This is a genomic window from Streptomyces sp. NPDC006208 (genome assembly GCF_040613775.1).
Lineage (GTDB): Bacteria > Actinomycetota > Actinomycetes > Streptomycetales > Streptomycetaceae > Streptomyces.
The window spans coordinates 129,206-152,714 of the sequence record NZ_JBEXSW010000010.1 but is presented as its reverse complement, the minus strand read 5'-3'; the positions used below and the strand labels follow the sequence as shown (position 1 = coordinate 152,714).

The 23,509-nt window shown below is 69.6% G+C and carries 21 protein-coding genes and 2 pseudogenes; 9 read left to right on the top strand and 14 right to left on the bottom strand.

Annotated elements, in window-relative coordinates:
• Window positions 1-40 precede the first annotated feature (40 nt).
• Window positions 41-1,216 (bottom strand): hypothetical protein, encoded by a 1,176-nt coding sequence (locus ABZ208_RS10690; RefSeq protein ID WP_356909136.1) that lies wholly within the window; start codon window positions 1,214-1,216, stop codon window positions 41-43.
• 193 nt (window positions 1,217-1,409) lie between these two features.
• Here ABZ208_RS10690 and ABZ208_RS10685 point away from each other — a divergent pair, with 193 nt between their 5' ends.
• The gene (locus ABZ208_RS10685) at window positions 1,410-2,021 is read left to right on the top strand and encodes a helix-turn-helix domain-containing protein (protein ID WP_356909172.1); all 612 of its coding nucleotides are present in this window, start codon (window positions 1,410-1,412) and stop codon (window positions 2,019-2,021) included.
• Window positions 2,022-2,081: 60 nt separating this feature from the next.
• Here ABZ208_RS10685 and ABZ208_RS10680 read toward each other — a convergent pair whose 3' ends face one another.
• Window positions 2,082-3,098 (bottom strand): helix-turn-helix domain-containing protein, encoded by a 1,017-nt coding sequence (locus ABZ208_RS10680; protein ID WP_356909135.1) that lies wholly within the window; start codon window positions 3,096-3,098, stop codon window positions 2,082-2,084.
• Between the two features lie 223 nt (window positions 3,099-3,321).
• On the bottom strand, window positions 3,322-4,347 hold the full coding sequence (locus ABZ208_RS10675; protein WP_356909134.1) for an ATP-dependent 6-phosphofructokinase: 1,026 nt from the start codon (window positions 4,345-4,347) through the stop codon (window positions 3,322-3,324).
• A gap of 295 nt (window positions 4,348-4,642) precedes the next feature.
• Between ABZ208_RS10675 and pta the strand changes: the two genes are divergently transcribed.
• From pta to pyk, 3 genes are all read left to right on the top strand, one after another.
• On the top strand, window positions 4,643-6,724 hold the full coding sequence (pta, locus tag ABZ208_RS10670) for a phosphate acetyltransferase (RefSeq protein ID WP_356909133.1): 2,082 nt from the start codon (window positions 4,643-4,645) through the stop codon (window positions 6,722-6,724).
• Window positions 6,721-7,947, top strand: a complete 1,227-nt coding sequence (locus tag ABZ208_RS10665; protein WP_356909132.1) for an acetate kinase — start codon at window positions 6,721-6,723, stop codon at window positions 7,945-7,947. Before pta ends, ABZ208_RS10665 begins: the two co-directional genes overlap by 4 nt.
• Before the next feature lie 107 nt (window positions 7,948-8,054).
• Window positions 8,055-9,485, top strand: a complete 1,431-nt coding sequence (gene pyk / locus ABZ208_RS10660; RefSeq protein WP_356909131.1) for a pyruvate kinase — start codon at window positions 8,055-8,057, stop codon at window positions 9,483-9,485.
• A 437-nt stretch (window positions 9,486-9,922) separates the two neighbouring features.
• Here the strand turns inward: pyk and ABZ208_RS10655 are convergent, their stop codons facing one another.
• The 5 genes from ABZ208_RS10655 to ABZ208_RS10635 form a co-directional block, all read right to left on the bottom strand.
• Window positions 9,923-10,429, bottom strand: a complete 507-nt coding sequence (locus tag ABZ208_RS10655) for a hypothetical protein (RefSeq protein WP_356909130.1) — start codon at window positions 10,427-10,429, stop codon at window positions 9,923-9,925.
• 115 nt (window positions 10,430-10,544) lie between these two features.
• On the bottom strand, window positions 10,545-11,843 hold the full coding sequence (locus ABZ208_RS10650; protein ID WP_356909129.1) for a hypothetical protein: 1,299 nt from the start codon (window positions 11,841-11,843) through the stop codon (window positions 10,545-10,547).
• On the bottom strand, window positions 11,833-12,378 hold the full coding sequence (locus ABZ208_RS10645) for a DUF6114 domain-containing protein (RefSeq protein WP_356909128.1): 546 nt from the start codon (window positions 12,376-12,378) through the stop codon (window positions 11,833-11,835). Before ABZ208_RS10645 ends, ABZ208_RS10650 begins: the two co-directional genes overlap by 11 nt.
• Before the next feature lie 103 nt (window positions 12,379-12,481).
• Window positions 12,482-13,126, bottom strand: a complete 645-nt coding sequence (locus tag ABZ208_RS10640) for a DUF6230 family protein (RefSeq protein ID WP_356909127.1) — start codon at window positions 13,124-13,126, stop codon at window positions 12,482-12,484.
• 627 nt (window positions 13,127-13,753) lie between these two features.
• Complete coding sequence (locus tag ABZ208_RS10635) at window positions 13,754-14,728, bottom strand: tetratricopeptide repeat protein (RefSeq protein ID WP_356909126.1); 975 nt, start codon at window positions 14,726-14,728, stop codon at window positions 13,754-13,756.
• A 258-nt stretch (window positions 14,729-14,986) separates the two neighbouring features.
• Here ABZ208_RS10635 and ABZ208_RS10630 point away from each other — a divergent pair, with 258 nt between their 5' ends.
• On the top strand, window positions 14,987-15,622 hold the full coding sequence (locus ABZ208_RS10630; RefSeq protein ID WP_356909125.1) for a TetR/AcrR family transcriptional regulator: 636 nt from the start codon (window positions 14,987-14,989) through the stop codon (window positions 15,620-15,622).
• Between the two features lie 85 nt (window positions 15,623-15,707).
• Here ABZ208_RS10630 and ABZ208_RS10625 read toward each other — a convergent pair whose 3' ends face one another.
• The 4 genes and pseudogenes from ABZ208_RS10625 to ABZ208_RS10610 form a co-directional block, all read right to left on the bottom strand.
• Window positions 15,708-17,408 carry a methylmalonyl-CoA mutase family protein gene (locus ABZ208_RS10625; RefSeq protein ID WP_328396283.1) on the bottom strand — a complete coding sequence of 567 codons (1,701 nt, stop codon included), beginning with the start codon at window positions 17,406-17,408 and terminating at the stop codon, window positions 15,708-15,710.
• A 103-nt stretch (window positions 17,409-17,511) separates the two neighbouring features.
• Window positions 17,512-17,841: a DUF3817 domain-containing protein gene (locus tag ABZ208_RS10620; protein ID WP_356909124.1), complete on the bottom strand. Its 330-nt coding sequence runs from the start codon at window positions 17,839-17,841 to the stop codon at window positions 17,512-17,514.
• A gap of 63 nt (window positions 17,842-17,904) precedes the next feature.
• A complete protein-coding gene (locus ABZ208_RS10615; protein ID WP_328396287.1) occupies window positions 17,905-18,414 on the bottom strand; it encodes a MarR family transcriptional regulator in 510 nt (169 codons plus the stop codon).
• Between the two features lie 10 nt (window positions 18,415-18,424).
• A pseudogene (locus ABZ208_RS10610) lies at window positions 18,425-19,306 on the bottom strand (MFS transporter); the annotation flags it as partial.
• A gap of 14 nt (window positions 19,307-19,320) precedes the next feature.
• Between ABZ208_RS10610 and ABZ208_RS10605 the strand changes: the two are divergent.
• Window positions 19,321-20,279, top strand: a pseudogene (locus tag ABZ208_RS10605) (DUF5937 family protein).
• A gap of 344 nt (window positions 20,280-20,623) precedes the next feature.
• On the opposite strand, the gene ABZ208_RS10600 reads toward ABZ208_RS10605, so the two are convergent.
• On the bottom strand, window positions 20,624-20,917 hold the full coding sequence (locus tag ABZ208_RS10600; protein ID WP_356909123.1) for an MTH1187 family thiamine-binding protein: 294 nt from the start codon (window positions 20,915-20,917) through the stop codon (window positions 20,624-20,626).
• Window positions 20,914-21,264 carry a DUF3817 domain-containing protein gene (locus ABZ208_RS10595; RefSeq protein ID WP_356909122.1) on the bottom strand — a complete coding sequence of 117 codons (351 nt, stop codon included), beginning with the start codon at window positions 21,262-21,264 and terminating at the stop codon, window positions 20,914-20,916. Before ABZ208_RS10595 ends, ABZ208_RS10600 begins: the two co-directional genes overlap by 4 nt.
• A gap of 178 nt (window positions 21,265-21,442) precedes the next feature.
• Here ABZ208_RS10595 and ABZ208_RS10590 point away from each other — a divergent pair, with 178 nt between their 5' ends.
• From ABZ208_RS10590 to ABZ208_RS10580, 3 genes are read left to right on the top strand one after another with little or no spacing between them, the layout of a single operon-like run.
• The gene (locus tag ABZ208_RS10590) at window positions 21,443-22,075 is read left to right on the top strand and encodes an AIM24 family protein (RefSeq protein ID WP_356909171.1); all 633 of its coding nucleotides are present in this window, start codon (window positions 21,443-21,445) and stop codon (window positions 22,073-22,075) included.
• Complete coding sequence (locus ABZ208_RS10585) at window positions 22,075-22,725, top strand: AIM24 family protein (protein WP_356909121.1); 651 nt, start codon at window positions 22,075-22,077, stop codon at window positions 22,723-22,725. The genes ABZ208_RS10590 and ABZ208_RS10585 overlap by 1 nt, the downstream gene beginning before the upstream one ends.
• Window positions 22,722-23,504, top strand: coding sequence for an AIM24 family protein (locus ABZ208_RS10580; RefSeq protein ID WP_356909120.1), 783 nt, complete (start codon window positions 22,722-22,724; stop codon window positions 23,502-23,504). Before ABZ208_RS10585 ends, ABZ208_RS10580 begins: the two co-directional genes overlap by 4 nt.
• Window positions 23,505-23,509 lie beyond the last annotated feature (5 nt).

Here is a 23,509-nt window from a genome sequence, read left to right as displayed (position 1 = left end):
GTGGCCGCGAGTGTGCGGGTACGGGCGGTCGGCGGGGCGGTCACGAAAGCTCCTCCTGCACCGTGGTCCTGCGGCAGTGGGACCGCCGGGGCCAGCCGTCATCGGCGTTCATGCAGCGGTCGAACACCGCGCGGGTGTCCGCGGTGATCCGGGACCAGTCCGCCGCGGTCAGCCGTGCCATGCCCTGGTCGTCGTAGGTGATGTGGGGCTTCACGGAGACCCGGTGATGAACGGGGCCGCCGTCGCAGACGGAGGTGGCATAGAGGTGGAACGTGCCCCCGTCCCCGGCGTAGTGGAAGGTTCTGACTCCGTCGGGGTCCGCCTCGGGCCCGGTGAAGAACTCGGTCTCGTACAGCTCACGCCCCAGTGCCCCGGCGGCGCTGTGGGTCTCGACGCCCTCGAGTTCCAGTCGTCGTGGTGCGGGAGCCCCCTTCTCGCGGCGGCCGGTGCAACTGTTCTGCCAGGTGGTGAAGCGGCGGCTGCCGGAGTGGGTCCAGCGGCCCGCGGCCCGATCCGCCCGTTCCGGGTCCAGCCAGGCGCACATAGCGTGGCCGGACGGCGGAGAACCGGCCGGGGCGCGGGTCGTTGTGCGAAGGGCTGCGGCCCCGCAGCCGAGCCGTCCGGTGACCCAGTCGGCGAAGGAGAGCGCGGTCCGGGCGGCCAGCAGCCGGTCGGCGGCGCGGTCATCGGCCGGCAGCTGTACGGCCACCCGGACACCCGTGCTCCGTCCTCCGCGCGCCCGCACCCCCTTCGGGCAGTGGACCAGCACCGATGCGATGGCTTCGGCGCGGCCACGCCTCTCGAACCGGTGGACGAATCCCTCGGCCCCGGTGGACAGTCGGTACAGGAACGGGCCGTCACTGTCGCCCGGCAGGGCCAGCTGCCGGGCGAGCAGCGCCTCGGCCCGCAGTCGGACCTCACGACCGGCACCCCACGGCAGCCTGCAGTCCAGCAGCGCCCGGCTCTCCTGCCCCGGGTCGAGGACGGTGCCGTACTCGTCGGGTACGACGTCCTGGTCGTCGGGCAGCCGGCGCGCCAGCTCCTCGTGCGGCAGAAGTCCCTGGCAGGCGGACCTCAACCGGTCCCGGTTGTCGTCGAGTTGTCCGTCCCGCAGCAGCTGTGCGCGGACCAGGAGTCCCGCCGCGGCCAGCAGGGCCAGAGCCAGGACGAGCACAGCGGTCTTGCGCGGCCCCGTACTTGACAGTAACGTCCGCACACATTCCCCCAGCGGCCGGCGGTACGCCCCGACGTTAGCAAAGGGTGATCAACTCGGACGTTCCTACGAGTTGTTGCTTTGGGTGTACGCACCGTAGTCGCCGGGCCACCGCCACCCGTACCTTGTCCGCGTGCAGACCCCGTCCCCGCCGTTCAACGCCCCCGCCGCGCGCCGGCTCCGCGAGGCCCTCGGGATGGCACCCGGCCATGTCGCGTACGGGCTGGGCGCCCAGTACGGACTCCATGTCACTCCGGACACGGTCGTGGCGTGGGAGCGCGGGATCGCCTCCCCCGACGCCCATGAACTGACCGCGCTCGCAGGGGTGCTGTGGTGCGCGCCCGGGGAGCTGCTCGCCGCGGCCCGGACGCTGCGGGAGCACCGTATCGCCCGCGGTATGACACCCGACGACCTGGCACGCCGGCTCGGCGTCGAGGTGACGGCGTACCTGCGGATGGAGGAGACGGGCCGCTGGCGCGGCAACGAGCGGCAGACCGCGGCGCTCGGCGCCGTGCTCGGGCTGACACTGCGCGACCTGCTGGCGGCGACCGGCCGCGACCGGGAGCTTGCGCAGCTGCTGCGGGACGCGGTGACCGCACGCTGGCAGGCGTACGTCCGGCCGGTGGCCAGGATGCTGCCGCTGGAGCGCCGCGAACTGGAGGACGTGCTGGAGCAGTTGCACACCGACTACCAGTCCCTGATGGTGGCGACGCTGAGCTGGGGCACGGCATCGCAGGACACCGGGGAGGCGGGCCGAAGGTTCCTGGACCGGATCACCGACCACTTCTGGGAACTGGCCCGCGGGTAGGGCGCTGTCCGGACAGTCATAGGCCCCGCCCCGTCGACGTGCGGCGGCAGCTGGTCCGGTTCAGGACGTCGGCTCCGGTCCGGACCTTCCGCGCTCGAGCGCGAAGAGCTGGCCCTTCGTCTCCTCGGTACAGGTCAACTGGCGTATCTCGGCGCCCTTCCGGGTGGCTCCGCCCAGCACCCCGGCGCACAGCTCGGTGTGCAGGGGACGCAACCGGAAGCCGCGGACAGGCTGGCCGACCGGCTCCAGGCGGAAGGCCTCGGCCGGGCCGCGTTTGCCGCATTCCTGGTCCTCGACCGGGGCTCCGACCTCCGTCGACTTGTCCATGACGCCGGTGCAGCCCTCGCCGAACTTCGGGTGGAAGGTCACGAGCCGCCAGCCGGCGTCGACCCGCTTCAGCGAGAAGCTCGGGATGGAGTCCGGCGAGCACGGCAGCTGGTACAGCTGCCCGTTCTGGCCACCGCGCTCGGCGAGACACAGACCGGAGTGCACGGCCTTGATCCGGATCGGCCCGGGCGACGGAGAGCTCAGCGGGGTGAAGGCGGCCTCCTCCTTCTCCCCCGCCGGCTTCTCGCCCGCCGAGTCGGAGTCGCGGAAGGCGAGGGTCAGCGCGAGCGCGGCCACGCCCGTCGCGACGACCGCTGCCGCCGTCAGGGCGGCACGGGAACGCCTGCGCGGCACCGGAGGTCCGGACGGATCGAGCGGCGGCTCGGGCGCGTCGGCCCCCTCGGCCTCCTCCGGGTCCCGCGACAGGGCGTCCGGCTGCGACATCTCCCCGGCCTGGCGCTCGCCCCGCGCGAGCTCCTTGCGTACATGCAGCCAGGTGTCCACATCTGCGGGACCGCACCCGCAGGCTCGCACGTACGCCGCGACCAGTTCCTCGCGCGGCACGGTGCTGCGGCTGAGCATGTTGGCCATGGTGGAGCGCGGCAGTACGTCGCCGACCGCTTCCGCCCGGGACGTCAACTCCCGGTAGGTCAGGCCCGACCAGTCCTTCAGGGCCTGTAACGCGGCGACGAACTCGGCGGAGCCGGACGCCTGTTCCGGATCCGGAGCACCGCTCCCGGCGACGGCCATCCACTCTCCTTCTCGCGACTCACCTGCTGGGACAAGGTGGGACACGTCCCGGACAGTGAACAGCCTTGCGAGCGGCGCGGATGAACTCAAGAGTGATCTGCGCCATCCCCGAGCGCGGCAGGAGAGGGGAGCCGCTCAAGGGGCACGGGGGAAGGCGGACGGCCTTGATCGTCGACGGGGGGCGATCAAGGCCGTTCGGTACGCAGAGGAGCGGCGGGCCGGGTCAGAAGACGGACTCGGCCTCGAACACCCGGTTCTCGGGCACGGTCTTGAGCTGGGTCACCGCCTCGGCCAGCGGCACCATCTGCACCTCTGTCCCGCGGAGCGCGGTCATCCTGCCGAACTCGCCCCGGTGCGCGGCCTCCACCGCGTGCCAGCCGAAGCGCGTGGCGAGCACCCGGTCGTACGCGGTCGGTGTGCCGCCTCGCTGGACATGTCCGAGAATCACCGGCTTGGCCTCCTTGCCCAGGCGCCTCTCCAGTTCCGCGGCCAGCGTGTTGCCGATGCCCTCGAAGCGCTCATGGCCGAACTGGTCGATCTCGCCCTTGGCGTACTCCATCGAGCCCTCGGCAGGGTGGGCGCCCTCGGCGACGCAGATGACGGCGAACTTCTTGCCGCGGGCGAAGCGCTCCTCGACCATCTTGACCAGGTCCTCGACCTGGAAGGGCCGCTCGGGCAGGCAGATGCCGTGCGCGCCGCCCGCCATACCGGACTCCAGTGCGATCCAGCCCGCGTGGCGGCCCATGACCTCGACGACCATCACCCGCTGATGGGATTCGGCGGTGGTCTTCAGCCGGTCGATGGCCTCGGTGGCGACCGTGACGGCGGTGTCGAAGCCGAAGGTGCGGTCGGTGGAGGAGATGTCGTTGTCGATGGTCTTGGGAACACCGACGACGGGCATTCCGGCATCGGCCAGGATCCGGGACGCGGTGAGCGTCCCCTCGCCGCCGATGGGGATGAGCGCGTCGATGCCGTACTGCTTCGCCAACTCCGCTGCTGTCTCGGCGGCTTCGCGCAGACGCCCGCGCTCCAGCCGGGCGGAGCCGAGGATCGTGCCGCCGCGGGCGAGAATGCCGCTGACCGCGTTGAGATCGAGTGGCCGGTAGTGACCGTCGAGCAGACCCTTGAACCCGTCCTCGAAACCGATGACTTCGTCGCCGTGCCCGGTCAGGGCCCGGTGCACAACCGACCGGATCACTGCGTTCAGCCCGGGGCAGTCGCCGCCTGCGGTGAGAACTCCGATGCGCATCGTGCCGTGTCTCCTGCTCCTCGATGGTGCATGTGAGCCGGATCCAATTGTCCCATGGACGGCCCGGACGCCGCGCTCCCGGCCGCTGCGCCGTACGGTCCCCGGCCCTGCTCGCGGGCCCTTCGGCCATGCCCCGCAACCCCCTTTGCCCGACAGGCGCTCTAGCCACCCGCAGGGGTATTGTCAAGAGGGAAGTGCCGCCCCGGGCGGCCATTTCGCACGCTCGGATTCGGGCAGCCGCAGAGGCAGAAGTGCACACTCAATCACCGACGACGCAGTGGACGGGAGAGCACGCGTGGCGCGCAGCGTGTATGTGACCGGGATCGACCGCAAGGACGGCCGGCAGGTGGTCGAGCTGGGGGTCATGGAGCTCCTGACCCGCCAGGTGGACCGGGTCGGCGTCTTCCGTCCCCTGGTCCACGACGGCCCCGACCGCCTGTTCGATCTGTTGCGCGCCCGCTACCGCCTCTCGCAGGACCCGGCGTCCGTGTACGGCATGGACTACCAGGAGGCCGCGGCTCTGCAGGCGGAGAAGGGTACCGACGAACTGGTCTCCCGGCTCGTCGAGCGGTTTCTCCGGGTGGCCAGGGAGTACGAGGTGGTCCTGGTGCTCGGCACCGACTACCTGGACACCCAGCTCCCCGACGAGCTCGCGCTCAACGCCCGGCTCGCCAACGAGTTCGGCGCGTCCGTGATCGCGGTCGTCGGCGGCAAGGACCAGCCCGCCGAGTCCGTACGCGCCGAGACCCGCAACGCCTGCCGCGCGTACGAGGCCCTGGGCTGCAATGTTCTCGCCATGGTCGCGAACCGGGTCGCGCCCGAGGAACGCGAGGAGATAGCCGAGCGGCTGGCGGCCCGCCTCCCCGTGCCCTGCTACGTCCTGCCGGACGACCCGGCGCTCGCCGCCCCCACCGTCGCCCAGATCGCCCACGCGCTGGACGGCACCGTGCTGCTCGGCGACGACTCGGGTCTGGCCCGCGACGCCCTCGACTTCGTCTTCGGCGGTGCGATGCTGCCGAACTTCCTGACCGCCCTGACCCCCGGCTGCATGGTGGTCACCCCGGGCGACCGCGCCGACCTGGTCGTGGGCGCGCTCGCCGCCCACTCCGCGGGCACTCCGCCCATCGCGGGTGTGCTGCTGACGCTGAACGAGCGGCCGAGCGAGGAGATCCTCACCCTCGCCGCACGTCTCGCCCCCGGCACGCCGGTGGTCCTCGTGTCCGGCACCAGTTTTCCCACCGCCACCGAACTCTTCGGCCTCGAGGGCAAGTTGAACGCGGCCACGCCCCGCAAGGCGGAGACCGCGCTCGGTCTGTTCGAGCGCCATGTGGACAGCGCCGATCTGCTGGCCCGCCTGGCGGTGGCGCGCAGCGGCCGGGTCACGCCGATGATGTTCGAGCACGACCTCCTGGAGCAGGCCCGGGCCGACCGCCGCCGGGTGGTGCTGCCCGAGGGCACCGAGGAGCGGGTACTGCGCGCCGCCGATGTGCTGGTGCGCCGCGACGTCTGCGATCTGACGCTGCTCGGCGACACCGAGGTGATCCGCAAGAAGGCCGCCGACCTCGGCATCGATCTGAGCGGGGCCCAGCTGATCGACCCGCAGACCTCCGAGCTGCGCCAGGGCTTCGCCGAGCGGTACGCGGCGCTGCGCGCGCACCGGGGCGTGACGGAGGAGCTGGCGTACGACGTGGTCGCCGACGTGAACTACTTCGGCACGCTGATGGTGGAGGAGGGCCTGGCCGACGGCATGGTGTCCGGGGCCGTGCACTCCACGGCCGCGACGATCCGCCCGTCCTTCGAGATCATCAAGACGAAACCGGAGGCAGCGATCGTCTCCTCGGTCTTCTTCATGTGCCTGGCGGACCGGGTGCTGGTGTACGGCGACTGCGCGGTCAACCCGGACCCGGACGCCGAGCAGCTGGCCGACATCGCGATCCAGTCGGCGGCGACCGCGGCCCGCTTCGGCGTGGAGCCGCGCATCGCGATGCTGTCGTACTCCACCGGCAGCTCGGGCTCCGGCGCCGATGTGGACAAGGTGCGCGAGGCGACGAAGCTGGTGCGCACGGCCCGCCCGGACCTGAGGGTCGAGGGCCCGATCCAGTACGACGCCGCCGTCGATCCGTCGGTGGCGGCCACCAAGCTGCCGGAGTCCGAGGTGGCCGGGCAGGCGACGGTGCTGATCTTCCCGGACCTGAACACCGGCAACAACACGTACAAGGCCGTACAGCGTTCGGCGCGCGCCGTCGCGGTCGGCCCGGTGCTGCAGGGTCTGCGCAAGCCGGTCAACGACCTGTCGCGCGGCGCGCTCGTCAGCGACATCGTGAACACGGTCGCGATCACCGCGATCCAGTCCCAGGGTGAGGAGCTGCCCGCATGACCGCCTCCGCATCCGCCTCCCCCACCCGCGTCCTGGTCCTCAATTCCGGCTCGTCGTCGGTGAAGTACCAACTGCTGGACATGCGCGACAACTCCCGGCTCGCGATCGGTCTCGTCGAGCGGATCGGTGAGGAGACGTCCCGTCTGGTGCACACTCCGCTGGCCGGCGGCGGCGCCGAGAAGCGCGAGCGCACCGGGCCGATCGCCGATCACAACGCGGCTTTGAAGGCGGTCGCCGAGGAGCTGGCGCACGACGGGCTCGGCCTCGACTCGCCCGAGCTCGCGGCGATCGGCCACCGGGTGGTGCACGGCGGTCTGCGGTTCTCCGCGCCCACGGTGATCACGGACGAGGTGCTGGCGGAGATCGAGCGGCTGGTCCCGGTGGCACCGCTGCACAACCCGGCCAACATCACCGGTATCCGTACGGCCCAGGCACTGCGCCCGGACCTGCCGCAGGTCGCGGTGTTCGACACCGCCTTCCACACCACGATGCCGGAGCACGCCGCGCGCTACGCCATCGATGTGGCGACGGCCGACGCCCACCGCATCCGCCGCTACGGCTTCCACGGCACCTCGCACGCGTATGTCTCGCGCCGCACGGCCGCCCTGCTCGGCAAGGACCCGTCCGAGGTGAACGTCATCGTGCTGCACCTCGGCAACGGCGCGTCGGCGTCGGCGGTCGCGGCCGGCCGGTGCCTGGACACCTCGATGGGTCTCACCCCCTTGGAGGGGCTGGTGATGGGCACACGGTCCGGTGACATCGATCCGGCGGTCACCTTCCACCTCAAGCGGGTGGCCGGAATGTCGGCGGACGAGATCGACGTCCTGCTGAACAAGAAGAGCGGTCTGGTCGGTCTGTGCGGTGACAACGACATGCGGGAGATCCGCCGCCGGATCGACGAGGGCGACGAGCGGGCGCGGCTGGCCTTCGACATCTACATCCACCGGCTGAAGAAGTACATCGGCGCCTACTACGCGGTGCTCGGCCGGGTGGACGCGGTCGTGTTCACGGCCGGGGTCGGCGAGAACGCGGCACCGGTGCGCCAGGCCGCCATCGCCGGCCTGGAGGAGCTGGGACTGGTGCTGGACACCGAGCGGAACGCCCTGCGGTCGGACGAACCGCGGCTGATCTCGGCGGATTACGCACGGGTGGCAGTGGCCGTGGTCCCCACGGACGAGGAACTGGAGATCGCCCGACAGACCTTTGAGCTGGTGAAAGCCTGAAATGTGATCTGAAATGAATTACTGAACGCCTGAGCGGCCGGCCGCCCATTTGTACATTCCACCAGACGGAATATTCCGCGACGAAACAAACCGATAGGATCCGCCTTATGCGCCGTTCCAAAATCGTTTGCACACTGGGCCCCGCCGTCGACTCCTACGAGCAGCTGAAAGCGCTCATCGAGGCCGGCATGAACGTGGCCCGTTTCAACATGAGCCACGGGACCCACGCTGAGCACGAGGAGCGGTACCACCGCGTCCGCCAGGCGTCCGGGGAAACCGGCCACGCCGTGGGCGTGCTGGTGGATCTCCAGGGTCCCAAGATCCGTCTGGAAACCTTCGCCGAGGGCCCCGTCGAGCTGGTGCGGGGTGACGAGTTCACCATCACCACCGAGGACGTCCCCGGGGACAAGTCCATCTGCGGCACCACGTACAAGGGACTGCCCGGCGATGTCTCCAAGGGCGACCAGATCCTGATCAACGACGGCAACGTCGAACTGCGGGTCACCGAGGTCGACGGCCAGCAGGTCAAGACCATCGTGATCGAGGGCGGTGTCATCTCCGACCACAAGGGCATCAACCTGCCCGGCACGGCGGTCAACGTCCCCGCCCTGTCCGAGAAGGACGTCGAGGACCTGCGGTTCTCGCTGCGGATGGGCTGCGACATGGTCGCCCTCTCCTTCGTCCGCGACGCCGACGACGTCAAGGACGTCCACAAGGTGATGGACGAGGAGGGCCGCCGGGTCCCGGTCATCGCCAAGGTCGAGAAGCCGCAGGCCGTCGAGAACATGGCCGACGTCGTGGCGGCGTTCGACGCGGTGATGGTGGCGCGCGGCGACCTGGCCGTCGAGTACCCGCTGGAGCGGGTCCCGATGGTGCAGAAGCGCCTCATCGAACTGTGCCGCCGCAACGCCAAGCCGGTGATCGTGGCGACCCAGATGATGGAGTCGATGATCACCAACTCCCGCCCGACGCGTGCCGAGGCGTCCGATGTCGCCAACGCGATCCTGGACGGTGCGGACGCGGTCATGCTGTCCGCGGAGTCGTCGGTCGGCGCGTACCCGATCGAGACGGTCAAGACGATGTCGAAGATCGTCACCGCGGCGGAGGAGGAACTGCTCGCCAAGGGCCTGCAGCCCCTGGTCCCGGGCAAGAAGCCGCGCACGCAGGGCGGCTCGGTCGCTCGCGCGGCCTGCGAGATCGCCGACTTCCTGGACGGCAAGGCCCTGGTGGCCTTCACCCAGTCCGGCGACACGGCCCGGCGGCTGTCCCGTTACCGCGCCAAGCAGCCGATCCTGGCCTTCACGACCGACGAGTCCACCCGCAACCAGCTGACCCTCAGCTGGGGAGTGGAATCCTTCCTCGCGCCGTTCGTGGAGACGACGGACGCGATGGTGGACCACGTCGACGCGGCGCTGCTGAAGCTCCAGCGGTACCACGAGGGCGACATCATGGTCATCACGGCGGGGTCGCCCCCTGGCGTCCCCGGCACGACGAACATGGTGCGGGTGCACCACCTCGGCGGGGAGTCGCACAGCTGACACGGCCTGCGCGCACGTGACGAGGGCGGCTCTCGGCAGGGATGCCGGGGCCGCCCTCTCGACCGTCACCGCGGAACGCTCCCGATTGGTCCTCACGACCACGGTGCATGGTGGTGCCCGGCGAACGAGTGTCCGCCGGACACCCCCGTGGGTCAGCCCAGTGTCAGCGGGAGAGGAACGTCCTCCCCCTGCGCGATACGGAACGCGGCCTTGTTCAGTGCCCTCAACGGTTCGAAGTCCCGGAGCAGTTCGATGGGCTCATCCCAGTGGACACCGGACAGCAGTCCCTCCGCTGAGCGGTGGAACGTGCAGTGCTCCGTGACGCCGTCCCGCTCGGCGGTCAGGCGGAAGGAGTCGGACGTGGCCGGCCGCGGCTGACCCTCGGTGGTTGCCGGAGGGGCCGGTCCGCGCCGTCGCGGAACCGGCCCTCGTCCGTTCTACGCGTCCGCGGGGCAGGTGTGTTCGAGGTCCTTCGAGATCGCGCTGTGCAGCGTGGCGCGGTCGGGTGCGTCGGGGTCCGGGACGTGGAAGGTGAAGTGGACGTCCCGCGGGTACTCGCCGACGATGACGGTGAACTGACTTCTCACCGTGGGGAGCTCCCACAGCTCCCAGTCGGTCCCGGCCGACGCGAGTACCTCTTTCAGGTCCGCGAACGTGGTTGTCGCCGCGATGGTCCGCGTCTCTCCCGGCTGCCCGGTCGGCACGTCCACGGTGTCGGTCCAGGTGCTGAGCGCGACCTGCTTGATCCTGCGGCAGCGGCAGACCTCCAGGCGCACGTCCCCGTAGGCGAAGGTCCGGGGCCAGGACTTCTCCGGGTTCGGGAAGTGGTCGGCATCGACGGGCGGGCCGAGTACGCCGGCGATGTCGTCCAGCGCGGCTCCCGGCCTGGGGATGCCCACCCCGCCGGCCTTCGCGTAGTCCGCCAGCACATCCTTGATGTCCATGCCTGAAATGATCTCAGAGAAGGTGGTCGGACGCGTCGGCCCGACGAGCGGGAACGACTGTGGGCCGCACCCCCGAAGGGGTGCGGCCCACAGCCTTGTGCGGCTCCCGGAGGTATCAGCCGGCGTTGCCGCCGGTGAAGTAGTTGTTCAGGCCGGGGACCGTCAGGTTCCCGCCGAACTGGCCGGCCTGGGTGACCTTCACGTCGGTGAACATCGCGAACGGAACGTTCAGCGGCGGCGGCGACTTCGGGCTGAAGGTGATCGGGATGATGCCGAAGAGGTTGCCCTTCAGCTCCTCCGTGTACATCGTCACCGTGCCGCCCCGGATCGTCGAGGTGGAGCCCTGACGAGCCTTGACGTGTGCGGTCGTGCCGTTGGGGCCGACCACCAGCTGGTGCAGGTCCTTGATGTCCACGCCCTCGGCGGTGAACTTCAGCACCTTCTTGATCTTGCCGCTGCCGGTCTTCACCTCGACGATGCCCTTGTAGTCCAGGCCCGTCAGGGTGAGCTTCGAACTCTCCAGGATCCACGGGTCGTCCGGGAGCAGCGGCCGGCCCGGCTCGAGCTGGGCGTCGGCCAGGGCCTCCGGGTCCGCGGTCGGGCACGGGAAGCGGGGCTTCGCGCCGTCCGGGATGTCCTCGTCCTGCTTGGCGTCGAGACCCTTGGCGTCCTCGTCCAGCTCCTCGACCGTGGCGCCGGCCTTGTCGGCGGCGTCCCTGATCGCTTCCTCGGTCTTGTCGACCGTGTCGCCCGCCGTGTCGGCGGGCTTCTCGGCCGGCTTGTCCGCCGGCTTCTCGGCAGGCTCTTCAGCCGGCTCTTCGGCAGGCTTGGACGGCTCGTCCGCCGGCTTGGTCTCGCTCGGGGCAGGCGTGGCCGTTGCCGTCGGCTCCGGGTCGGGACCGTCGAACAGGTCCTTGAGTGCGTCACCCACACCCAGCGGGTCCAGCGGGTTCCTGGTCTCGCTCGGCGTCGGGGTCGGCGCGGGCGCCTTGGCCTCTTCTGCTGCCTTGTCGACCGACTCGGCGGACGGCGTCTCGGCGGGCTTCGGGGCCTCCTCCTCGCCGGCGGCCGTGTCGCTCGGCGCAGGGTCCGGGTTCGCGGTCGCGGAGGGGGACGCTGAGGGCTCGGCCGACTCGGACGGCGACGGCGACTCGGACTCGGCAGGCTCGTCGGATCGGGTCACGCACGGTCCCGGCGCGAACGGGATCTCCTTGTCGTCGGCGAGAGCAAGCTTCGGCGTGAGACCCATACCGACGAAGACGGCGGTGGGCATCGCGGCCAGGGCTATCGCCTTGCCCGCGGGCATCTGAAGCTTGGTCAGCAGAGACTTCCTGGGGGCTGCGTGACGGGGCCCGCTTCTCGCCCGAGGAGCACCGCCGTCAGCGGCGCTCTGTTGTGTTTCGTCACCCCGCACTGTTCCTCCCGCCATCGGCGTGGGCAGTCGTTTCGGTCACGTTCGGGTCGGATCCCTCGTCAGGACGGGGCTCCTCCATGTACGGGTCGGCGTCATCGCCGACCTGTGCAGTGTTCACACCGTGCTTGGCGGCCTTGCTCGGAGGCGGGCCGGGCATCCAGGAGATCGAGAGAGCGCCACCCAACAAGGCGAACAGGAAGCCCACAAGGAATCCCCCGATGTTGGACACCGGAAGGGAAACCAGCGCAAGCACGATCGCAGCGACACCGGCGAATACACGGACGACCGTGTGGAACCACATCGTCATGCCCAGCGTGACCAGCAGAACACCGATGATGAGCGAGCCGGCACCGGCGGTGGTGGCCATGGCGATCGTGAGATTGCCGAGCCGGACGTCGGCGTACGGCAGGTAAGCGATCGGTACGCCGCCGAACATGGTGAACAGACCCGCCCAGAACGGCCGGCTGCGACGCCACGCACGGAAACGCAGTCGCCAGTAGGTGAATCCGCGGGAACCAGTGGACTCGGCGCTCATGGAAAACAGCTCCCTGGAAAGCGGTCGTGCTCAAACGAGGGTGGAGAGGTGGCGGAGCGGGCGGGGGCTCGCGGAGTCCCCGCCCGTCCAGAAGCATCAGCTTCTAGAAGCACTCCTTGACGCCCTTGTGCAGCTTCATCTTCAGACCGGAGAGCTTGAAGGTTCCGGCCGTGGTCGCCCACGCCTTCTGCTTCACACCGGTCAGAACCGCCGTGTCGGCACGCTGGCCGAAGCCGTACGGGTTGGCCTTGGTGCCCGGCTGGATGCCCGGGTCACCGTCCTTCTTGGCCAGCGAGCCCGCGGCAACGCCGATGTCGATCTGACCGAACTCGGCGTCGGCCTCGAGGTCCGAGACATCCAGGTAGATGTCCTCGGCGAGAACCGGGTTCTTCGGGTCCTGGCCGGCGGTCAGCTCGAGGCTCACGTTGCCGATGAACGGCACGTTGGGCGTCACGACCGACTGACACATGTTCGTGATCTTGGCAGTCTTGAACCCGGAGACGGCGACCGGAGCCGCGAAGTCCTTGCCCTCGAGCGTCTTGCCCGTGGCGATACTGCCGTACTGAACGAACTTGGTGCCTTCGAGCTTGTCGGCCTCAACCTTGAATTCCTGGCCAGAAATACTGAAGGACGCGGCGAGCGCACCCTGTGCCAGGCCGACGCCTATCGCTGCCGTGGCGGCAACACTAGGCACCATGACGAGGGCGAACCGCTTCCATCTGGTTCCACCACGAGCCATTGACTCCATGACTTTCCTCCTTCTCGGACGTACATCTCCGGTCCGGACCTGCGGGGCCCGACCTGGGATGGGAGAAGTGCTACGTCCTCGGGAAGGAGAGCGCCCGTACTTTCAGGCGCTTGGTGCGTCCGAAACACTGGCGATCACCCCCGAGCGACAACCACTGGTCGCGCTGTCGCGCAACCGGTCGGACAGGCCCTGCTGTTCGGCAGGAACCCCCCTGTCCGCGACCGGCGCCACTGCCGCCGGCCGACTCGGTGGGGACCCAAGGACCCGCGGCACGGCTGGGGGCCGGGCTGGTGCGGTAATGGACCGAGCGTGGCCGATCGTGGTCCATTCCCGGCCGGGGCACAAGGGGGTTCGTTACTCGCTAGTAACGGCCTGATAACCACGACACGACCGACTGGCGCCACCCGAGCACGCTGGGTGCCACGACCCCCTGAGACAGAGTCGGAAATTGCCGCCAATAAACGGACAGAACAAGCGGATTGATGTACTCGGAGTAACAACCGCTCGGATTACCAAGTTTTGGTAAAGCGGAGTCGCGTTTTGTCACTGTGTCGCCAAAACGGCGGTGGTGCCGAGCAGGCACCACCGCCGCGGGAACGCCGGAACGGCGCTCTCATGACAGGTACGTCAGAACAGCACCCGGGCCAGCGCCGAACGCGCCGAAGTCACCCGCGGATCATCCGCACCGACGACCTCGAAGAGCTCGAGCAGCCGCAGCCGGGCCTTGTCACGGTCCTCGCCGGACGTGCGCCGCACGGTCTCGACCAGCCGGCCGAACGCGTCCTCCACATGGCCGCCGACCAGGTCCAGATCGGCCGCGGCGATCTGCGCGGCCACATCGGCCGGATCGTCGGCCGCGTCCTTGCGGACCTGCTGCGGGTCCATGTCGCTTACGCGGCCCAGCAGATCGGCCTGCGCGAGGCCCAGCTTCGCCTCGGTGTTGCCCGGGTCGTCGGCCAGCACGTTCTTGTACGCCTGGACCGCACCGCCGAAGTCACCCGCGTCCAGCGCCTGCACGGCCGCCTCCAGCAGGGCGTCGTACGGACCGGCCGGCACGGCGGCCGGAGCGGCCTCGTCGGCCTCCGGCGCCTCGGCGTCCACGACCAGGCCGGTCAGACCGAAGCGCTCCTCGGCCACCTGGATCAGCTGGTCCAGCGTGGCGCGGACCTGCGCCTCGGGCGCCGCGCCCTGGAAGAGCGGCAGCGCCTGGCCGGCGACCACCGCGAAGACCGCCGGGATGCCCTGGATCCCGAACTGCTGCATCAGCAACTGGTTGGCGTCGACGTCGATCTTGGCGAGAAGGAAGCGGCCGTTGTACTCCTTGACGAGGCGCTCCAGCAGCGGAGTCAGCTGCTTGCACGGCTCGCACCACTCGGCCCAGAAGTCGATGACGACCGGGACCTCGGTGGACCGCTGCAGGACATCGCGCTCGAAGCCCGCCTCGTCGGTGTCGATCACAAGGGTGGCGGGGGACACTGCACCGCCGCCGCCCTGACGGGCCGCCTCGGCCCGGGCCTGCTCCGCCTTCGCCTTGGCCTCACCGGCCGCCTTCACCGCGGCAAGGTCGACGACGCCGCTCATGGACATGTTCCTAGGCTGCATGAGTACATCCTCCCCCCTCCGCGCGCCCAAGTGAAAAGCCGGACGGTCGATCCGGCTTCCGTTCCCCAGAATGTGGCGCAGGGTCCCCACCCTTACGCCTGTGGTTGTCGCTTCGAGCCCGTCAGGAATCTGTCCAGGCTTTCGCTACAGGTCGTAGCGTAACTGGATGCGCCCGTTCGCGTGTGAGTTTCGCTCGGTGAACTGCCTCACACGGACAGGCCCGCGATGTTTTCCTTACCGGCCGGTATGGTCACGGGCATGTCCAGCAGCACTCACCCCAAATCAGCGCGTACAGGACGTACGGGACGGCCTCGCAGCGCCGAGGCCGATGCCGCGATCCTCGAGGCCACGCGCGCCTCGCTCGTCGAGCTGGGCTGGTCGAAGCTGACGATGGGCGATGTGGCCACGCGCGCCGGGGTGGCCAAGACCACCCTCTACCGCCGCTGGACGAACAAGAACGAACTCGTCGTCGATGCCGTCGCCGTTCTCTTCGACGAACTCGAACTGCCCGACCTCGGCAGTCTGGCCGCGGACGTGGAGGCCGTCGTGCTCCAGTTCGCCACGCTGCTCGCGCAGCCGGAGACGAAGACGGCTCTGATGGGTGTGGTCGCCGAGGCGACATGCGACGAGGCGCTGCGCGCCCGTATCCGCGAGGCCATCGTCGAGCGGCAGAAGCGACTGGTGGTCGAGGGCCGCGAACGCGCCCAGGCCCGTGGTGAACTGCCGTACGAGGACGACCCCGCGATGGCAGATCTCAACGCGGACCTGATCTTCGATGTGGTGGCGGGCGCCGTGGTCCACCGGGCGCTGGTGAGCGGGGAGCCGGTGGACCCGGAGTGGGCTCGCCGCTTCACCCTGCTGCTGCTGTCCGGGATAAAGGCCCTCTCGGGCTGATCCGCTCCCCCTGCTCCGGCCGCAGCCGCCGAACCCCCGGCACGGATGCCGGGGGTTCGGAAGCCGTCAGTTCACAAGCCGGGGGTCAGAAGCCGGGGGGCTCCGTGTAGGTGCCCCACTCGTCGCGCAGCGCGTCGCAGATCTCGCCCAGTGTGGCCTCGGCCCGCACCGCGTCCATCATCGGCGTGATCATGTTCGATCCGTCGCGCGCCGCGGCGAGCATCGCCTCCAGCGAGGACTTCACGAGCGCGTCGTCCCGGCCGGCCTTGCGGTCGGCCAGCACGCGCACCTGCTCGCGCTCGACCTCGTGGCTGACTCGCAGGATCTCCAGGTCTCCGGTGACCGAGCCATGGTGGACATTCACGCCCACGACGCGCTTGTCGCCCTTCTCCAGCGACTGCTGGTAGCGGAAGGCCGACTCGGCGATCTCACCGGTGAACCAGCCGTCCTCGATCCCGCGCAGGATGCCCGAGGTCATCGGGCCGATCGGGTGCTGCCCGTCGGGGTGCGCCAGACGCCCGCGGTCCTTGATCCGGTCGAAGATCTTCTCGGCGTCGGCCTCGATCCGGTCCGTGAGCTGCTCCACGTACCAGGAACCGCCGAGCGGGTCGGCGACGTTGGCGACGCCGGTCTCCTCCATCAGCACCTGCTGGGTGCGCAGGGCGATCTCGGCGGCCTGCTCGCTGGGGAGGGCGAGGGTCTCGTCGAGGGCGTTGGTGTGCAGGGAGTTGGTGCCGCCGAGGACCGCGGACAGGGCCTCGACGGCCGTACGCACCACGTTGTTGTACGGCTGCTGGGCGGTGAGCGAGACACCGGCGGTCTGGGTGTGGAAGCGCAGCCACTGGGCCTTGTCGGTCTTCGCGCCGTACACCTCCTTCATCCACCGCGCCCAGATCCGGCGCGCGGCACGGAACTTGGCGATCTCCTCGAAGAAGTCGAGGTGCGCGTCGAAGAAGAAGGACAGGCCGGGCGCGAACGTGTCGACGTCCAGACCGCGGGACAGGCCCAGCTCCACATAGCCGAAGCCGTCGGCGAGGGTGTACGCGAGCTCCTGCGCGGCCGTCGCGCCCGCCTCGCGGATGTGGTAGCCGGAGACCGACAGGGGCTTGTACGCGGGGATGCCCTGCGCGCAGTGCTCCATCAGGTCGCCGATCAGACGCAGATGCGGCTCGGGCTGGAAGAGCCACTCCTTCTGCGCGATGTACTCCTTGAAGATGTCGGTCTGCAGCGTGCCGTTCAGCACGGCCGGGTCGACTCCCTGGCGCTCGGCGGCGACCAGATACATGCAGAAGACCGGCACGGCGGGCCCGGAGATCGTCATCGACGTCGTGACATCGCCGAGCGGGATGTCCTTGAACAGGACCTCCATGTCCGCGGCGGAGTCGATGGCCACACCGCAGTGGCCGACCTCGCCCAGGGAACGCGGGTCGTCCGAGTCGCGGCCCATCAGGGTCGGCATGTCGAAGGCGACGGAGAGCCCGCCGCCGCCGGCGGCCAGGATCATCTTGTAGCGCTCGTTCGTCTGCTCGGCGTTGCCGAAGCCGGCGAACTGGCGGATGGTCCAGGTGCGGCCCCGGTACCCGGTCGCGTGCAGACCGCGGGTGTAGGGGTACTCACCGGGCCACCCGATGCGCTCGAAGCCCTCGTAGGTGTCCCCGGGCCGCGGCCCGTAGACCGGCTCGACGGCATCGCCGGAGAGCGTGGTGAAGTCCGCGTCCCGCTTGCGGGCCTTGTCGTAACGGGCCTGCCAGCGTCGGCGGCCTTCCTCGATGGCGTCAGCGTCCATACCTTCAATTTACTAGGACGTCCTAGTAAATGTCGATGGCAACGCTGCGTAGCAGCAGATGAACGCAGTGGCCGCGGGCCGTGCCCGCGGCCGTTCGGAGGTGTTACGCCTCGGCCTTGACCGGGCTCGCGGCATCGGTGATGTGCCGGCGGGTCTCCCGGGTGATCTTCGGCTCGACGAAGAAGGAGGCGAACGGAATGCAGCCCGCGGCCAGCACCCACAGCAGCTTGCCGAACGGCCACTTCGCCTTGGAGCCCAGATCGAAGGCGAAGATCACGTAGATGATGAAGAGCACACCGTGGATCTGCGAGATCAGCATGGTGTCGCCGACATGGAACGCGTACTTCGCGACGATCGCCGCGGTGAAGACAAGCAGCCACACGGCGGTGACGTAGGCCATCGCCCGGTAGCGGGTCAGCACATTCGCTTTCATGGCCCAGAGCGTAACCGGGCGCAAGGGGCGATCTTCGCCCGGGTCGCGCCCGGCCGGCACGGTCTATTTCGCGTCGAAGTCGTCCGCCGCGATCCGCAGCGGGCGCAGCAGGGCGAAGATCTCCGCGCACTCCTCCGCGTCGTACGCGCCGAGTCCGAAGTCCATGGCCATCAGGTCGCGGGTGGCCGCCTCGACGACCTCGCGGCCCTTGTCCGTGATGGAGGCCAGGGTGCCGCGGCCGTCGTTCGGGTTCGGGCGCTTGTCGACCAGACCGGACCTCACCAGCCGGTCGACGGTGTTGGTGACCGAGGTCGGGTGCACCATCAGACGCTCGCCGATCTTGGACATCGGCAGCTCGCCGGCCTTGGAGAAGGTGAGCAGCACCAGCGCCTCGTACCGCGCGAAGGTCAGCCCGTACGGCTTGACCACGGCGTCGACCTCGGCGAGCAGGATCTGGTGGGCGCGCATGATCGAGGTGATCGCTGCCATCGAGGGCACCGGCCCCCATCGCTGCTGCCAGAGCTCATCGGCTCGGGCGATGGGGTCGAAGGGAAGACTGAGCGGCTTCGGCACGGCACCGACCTTACCCACTGGTCACATGCTGGTCAGCCCTGTCTCGCGCTTCGGTCCCTTCAGTCTTTCGGCCCAACGCGCACGGCGGACGCCGGTACCGCGCGATGTGCCTGATCACAGCGATCGTGCACAGGGTTCCGACGGCTCCCGCCCCGGCGACGACCTGGTGGACCGGCAGGAACTCCGCCGCAAGGCCCGCGAGCGCCATGCCCACCCCCTGGACCGTCATCAGCCCGGCCGTCATCAGCGTCATCGCCCGCCCGCGCAGATCCTCGGGGACGGCGTCCACGAACCACTGATCGAGGCCTGTCACATACGCCGCACCCGCACCGCTGAGCACCAGCAGCGCGAGCGTCCACACCACCCCCGGCAGCAGGGCGTATCCCATCAGCGGCAGCAGTCCGAGGGCAGCCACCGGCAGCACGATCCGGGACCGGGTGCGCGGGCTCAGCGCGGAGCCCACGTACAGCTCGGCGACTATGTGCCCGACGGGCATGGCGCACATCAGCAGCCCGAGCGCGGCCGGACCGATGCCGAGGGCGTCGGCATACGGGACGGCCAGAGCCTCCGGCGCCACGACGAACATCGTGGGCAGCCAGAACAGGAGCATGAGCCCGCGGATCCGGCGGTCGCCGAGCAGCAGCCGAGCCCCGGCGAGCGACTCCTTCAGCACGGCACCTCCCCTGCCGCTGCGGGCCGGACGGTCCTGGGTGCCGAAGCGCAGCAGCAGGGCCGAGCACGCAAACGTCACCGCGGTGACGGCGATCGCCCGGCGCGGGGACACTGCGGCAAGCAGGACTCCGCCGACACCGAACCCTGCGAGCAGTGCGCTCTGCGACACGATCCGCAGCAGGGACCGACCCAGTACAAAGAGCTCCCCCTCGCCGAGGATGTGAGCAGGACCTCCTGCGGTGCCGGTTCGCCGTGTCCCCGCTCTGGGAGACCCAGGCGGCCGTCCGTACCCTCGCCCGACCCGAACGCCACGGGTATCACCTGCCCTGGCTGCGACGGATCCGGGGCGCGGCCGACGGGATCGATCTACGGCCGCTGTGGGCGCTGATGCCGGAGGGCGGGCACAACCCCGACTTCTTCTGTCCGCCGCCCCAGAGATCCGCGTCAACCTTCGAGGAGGAGATCGCACTCGTCCGGGGCACTCCCGTCACGACCGCGCGCGACGACATCGCGGCCGCGCTCGCCGACGCGCCCGGCGGGCCGGACAGTTCCGTCGGGCGCGCACTGCTCAAGGACCCCGCGCGTACGGTGCAGCGGCTGGCCGACCTGCTCGAGCAGGCGTGGCATGCGCTCGTCGAGCCGGACTGGCCGCGGCTGCGCGCGCTGCTCGAGGCGGATGTTGCCTATCACTCGCGCCGGCTCGCCGAGGGTGGGTTCGAACGGCTGGTCGGGGAGCTGAGTCCACGGCTTGCCTGGCAGGACGCCACGCTCACGATCGTCGGCATGCGCGGCGACCATGTCCGGGTGCTCGGCGGGCAGGGGCTCGTCCTGATGCCGAGCGTCTTCAGCTGGCCGGATGTGGTCAGCGGTTATGAGCCGCCCTGGCAGCCGGCCGTCATCTATCCGGCGCGCGGCATCGGCGGGCTGTGGACGCGGGGGCGGACCGCACTCCCGACGCGGTGGCACGGCTGCTGGGCCGGGTCCGCGCGGATGTGCTGTGCGCGCTGGACGAGCCTGCCGGGACGACCGTACTCGCGCAGCAGCTCTTGCTCGCTCCTTCCACCGTGTCCGCGCATCTGGCGGTGCTGCGGGACGCGGGTCTGCTGACCTCGCGCCGCTACGGCCATCAGGTGCTGTACGAGCGCACGCCGCTGGGCATGGCGCTCGCGGGTTCGGACCCGGACGACGCCTGACCCGTCACAGCGCTCAGCGGCGTGCACTCGCACGGCGGAGGCGGTCGGACCATCAGCTGGGCCACCGGACCGGGCTCGTCCACTGCCGCGGCCAGGACCGTGAGCTGGTCCGATGCGTCAACGGCGCGCTCGGCGCCGCCCGGATCGACGCCGTCGTACAGCTCCAGGCCGGTGAAGGACCGCGGCGACGCCCGCGCAAGAACGGTCGGGTCGGTGAATTCGCCGAGCGGGGAGGCGGAGAGGACCCGGCCGAGATCGGACGGTTGTGAGCGCTCGCTCGAACAGCAGGCACGGAAGAGCCCCCGGCTCTTTCGGGCCAGGGGCTCTCGGCACAACTCGCGGGGTCAGCCCGCCAGATGGCGCTCCACGGTCTCGACCTTGGAGGTCAGCGCGTCCGTCACTCCTGGGCGGATGTCGGCCTTGAGGACGAGGGAGACACGCGGCACACGTTCCTCGACGGCGGCGACAGCGCGCTTGACGACGTCCATCACCTCGTCCCAGTCACCTTCGACCGAGGTGAACATCGCGTCCGTACGGTTCGGCAGCCCGGACTCGCGGACAACCCGCACGGCGTCGGCGACGTACTCGCCGACCTCCTCGCCGACGCCCAGCGGGGTGACGGAGAACGCGACGATCACGCGTCCACCTTGGTCTCGCGGCGGGCGCGGGTGGCGATGACGGCGTCCTGCTCGTAGCGCTTCAGCAGCTTGTCGCCGTACAGGCCGCCGAACGGCAGGAGCGCGAGAAGGAAGAAGAGGCCGACCCGCCCGAGGGGCCACTTGGTCTTCGCCCACACGTCGAGCAGCAGCACCGCGTAGATCACGAAGAGCACGCCGTGCAGGATCCCGAGGGGCATCATCAGGAAGTCGATGTCCGAAATGCGGCTCAGCAGCGAGCCGAAGATCAGCAGAGCGGGGAAGGAGAGCGCCTCCGGGACGGAGATGAGGCGCAGCCGGTGGATGGCGGTGGCGGTCTTGATGTCCACGAAGGCACCTTTGACGTCGGGGTCGGACACGACACGGTTGGGCAGTGATCTTGTGAATGAATGCACAAGGGGGGGTCACCATTGTGGCATCTGCCCGTGCTGTCCCTCGTCAGGGTCCGGATCATCCCCGAGTCCCCTGTTCGGGGCCGGAATCACCGGTTAACGTCCTCCCGTGGCAATGTTCCGACTCCAAGGCAGCAAAGTGCTCGCCGTCGACATGACCGGCGACGCCGTCAAAGCGAAGAACGGTTCGATGGTCGCCTACGACGGCCAGATGACCTTCAAGAAGATGTCCGGTGGCGGTGAGGGCATCCGCGGGATGGTCACCCGCCGGCTCACCGGCGAGCAGATGACCATGATGGAGGTGAAGGGGCAGGGCACCTGCTTCTTCGCCGACCGCGCGTCCGAGATCAACCTCGTGAACCTGCACGGCGACAAGCTCTACGTCGAGTCGAGCAACCTGCTGTGCACCGACGCGGGACTGCGCACCGGCACGACGTTCACCGGACTGCGTGGCGGCGCGACGGGCAACGGGCTGTTCACCACCACCGTGGAGGGCACCGGCCAGGCGGCGATCATGTCGGACGGTCAGGCCGTGGTGCTGCGGGTGACACCGCAGTACCCGCTGTCGGTCGACCCCGGCGCGTACATCGCGCACCAGGGCAATCTGCGGCAGGACTTCCAGTCGGGTGTGACCTTCCGCACGTTCCTCGGTGAGGGCGGCGGCGAGGCGTTCCAGATCCGCTTCGAGGGCGACGGGCTCGTCTACGTCCAGCCGAGCGAGCGGAACACCGTCGGAGGGGACGTCTGATGCCGTTCCGCGAGGTCAATTCCAAGATGGTCGAGGCCACCGTGGTCCCGGGCCAGAAGATGTACTCCCAGCGCGGCGCCATGCTCGCGTACAAGGGCGAGGTCTCGTTCACGCCGAACATGAGTGGCGGTCAGGGCGGGCTGATGTCGATGATCGGGCGCCGCGTGGCGAACGAGGCGACGCCTCTGATGACGGTCGAGGGCAGCGGGACCGTGATGTTCGGCCACGGCGGCCATCACATCCAGGTCATCAACCTCACCGGCGACACCCTCTGTGTCGAGGCGGACCGGCTGCTCGCCTTCGACGGGACACTGCAACAGGGCACGATGTTCATGGGCTCGCAGGGCGGGGTCATGGGCATGGTGCGCGGGCAGGTGACCGGCCAGGGCCTGTTCACCACGACCCTCAAGGGCCACGGCGCGGTCGCGGTGATGGCGCACGGCGGAGTGATCGAGCTGCCGATCACCCCGGGGCGGCCGGTCCATGTGGACCCGCAGGCGTATGTCGCGCACCACGGCGACGTACGCAACAAGCTCTCCACGGCGCTGGGTTGGCGCGACATGGTGGGCCGCGGCTCGGGCGAGGCGTTCCAGCTCGAGCTCAGCGGCAGCGGTGCGGTGTACGTCCAGGCGTCGGAGGAGAAGCTGTGAGCACGCCGGTGATTTTCGACCCGACGACGCTGCCGAGCGACGACAACGTCAATCCGTACACCTTCTGCGTGGAGCTCAAGTCGAGCCAGTGGTTCCTGCAGAAGGGCAAGATGATCGCCTATTACGGGCGCATCGACTTCAACGGAATCGGCCACGGCCGGCTCGACCGGCTGATGCGTACGTCCTTCCATTCGCCGCTGCACGCGAGCGACTGGGTGGTGGCGGAGGGCAGCGGCAAGATGCTGCTCGCCGACCGGGCCTTCGACGTCAACTCCTTCGACCTCGACAACGGCAATCTCACGATCCGGTCCGGCAATCTGCTCGCGTTCCAGCCGACGCTGGCACTGAAGCAGTCGATCGTGCCGGGGTTCGTGACGCTGATCGGGACGGGCAAGTTCGTCGCCGCCTCGAACGGCCCGGTGGTCTTCATGGAGCCGCCGATCAGGGTGGATCCGCAGGCCCTCGTGGGGTGGGCGGACTGTCCGTCACCCTGCCACCACTACGACCACGGCTATATGTCCGGGGTGATGGGCGGGATGCGCGCGCTGACCGGAATCGGCGGGGCGTCGGGTGAGGAGCACCAGTTCGAGTTCGTCGGCGCGGGCACGGTGCTGCTGCAGTCGACCGAGGTGCTGATGGCCGAGCACGCGACGGGCACCGTGCCGTCGGAGCCAGGAGTTCCGGGCGGCCACGGCGGCCCCGCGGGCGGCGGTCAACACGGCTCCGCACCGCGCCTTCCCGGCCAGCTGGGGGACCTCCAGCGTCGCTTCGGCCTGTGAACGGT

Bases quoted from the DNA above. Each gene is read 5' to 3' on its own strand.
- ABZ208_RS10685 (WP_356909172.1), top strand. From the start codon at position 1,410: ATGGCACCCGGCCATGTCGCGTACGGGCTGGGCGCCCAGTACGGACTC.
- ABZ208_RS10680 (WP_356909135.1), bottom strand. From the start codon at position 3,098: ATGGCCGTCGCCGGGAGCGGTGCTCCGGATCCGGAACAGGCGTCCGGC.
- ABZ208_RS10675 (WP_356909134.1), bottom strand. From the start codon at position 4,347: ATGCGCATCGGAGTTCTCACCGCAGGCGGCGACTGCCCCGGGCTGAAC.
- ABZ208_RS10665 (WP_356909132.1), top strand. From the start codon at position 6,721: ATGACCGCCTCCGCATCCGCCTCCCCCACCCGCGTCCTGGTCCTCAAT.
- pyk (WP_356909131.1), top strand. From the start codon at position 8,055: ATGCGCCGTTCCAAAATCGTTTGCACACTGGGCCCCGCCGTCGACTCC.
- ABZ208_RS10655 (WP_356909130.1), bottom strand. From the start codon at position 10,429: ATGGACATCAAGGATGTGCTGGCGGACTACGCGAAGGCCGGCGGGGTG.
- ABZ208_RS10645 (WP_356909128.1), bottom strand. From the start codon at position 12,378: ATGAGCGCCGAGTCCACTGGTTCCCGCGGATTCACCTACTGGCGACTG.
- ABZ208_RS10640 (WP_356909127.1), bottom strand. From the start codon at position 13,126: ATGGAGTCAATGGCTCGTGGTGGAACCAGATGGAAGCGGTTCGCCCTC.
- ABZ208_RS10635 (WP_356909126.1), bottom strand. From the start codon at position 14,728: ATGCAGCCTAGGAACATGTCCATGAGCGGCGTCGTCGACCTTGCCGCG.
- ABZ208_RS10630 (WP_356909125.1), top strand. From the start codon at position 14,987: ATGTCCAGCAGCACTCACCCCAAATCAGCGCGTACAGGACGTACGGGA.
- ABZ208_RS10625 (WP_328396283.1), bottom strand. From the start codon at position 17,408: ATGGACGCTGACGCCATCGAGGAAGGCCGCCGACGCTGGCAGGCCCGT.
- ABZ208_RS10620 (WP_356909124.1), bottom strand. From the start codon at position 17,841: ATGAAAGCGAATGTGCTGACCCGCTACCGGGCGATGGCCTACGTCACC.
- ABZ208_RS10590 (WP_356909171.1), top strand. From the start codon at position 21,443: ATGTTCCGACTCCAAGGCAGCAAAGTGCTCGCCGTCGACATGACCGGC.
- ABZ208_RS10585 (WP_356909121.1), top strand. From the start codon at position 22,075: ATGCCGTTCCGCGAGGTCAATTCCAAGATGGTCGAGGCCACCGTGGTC.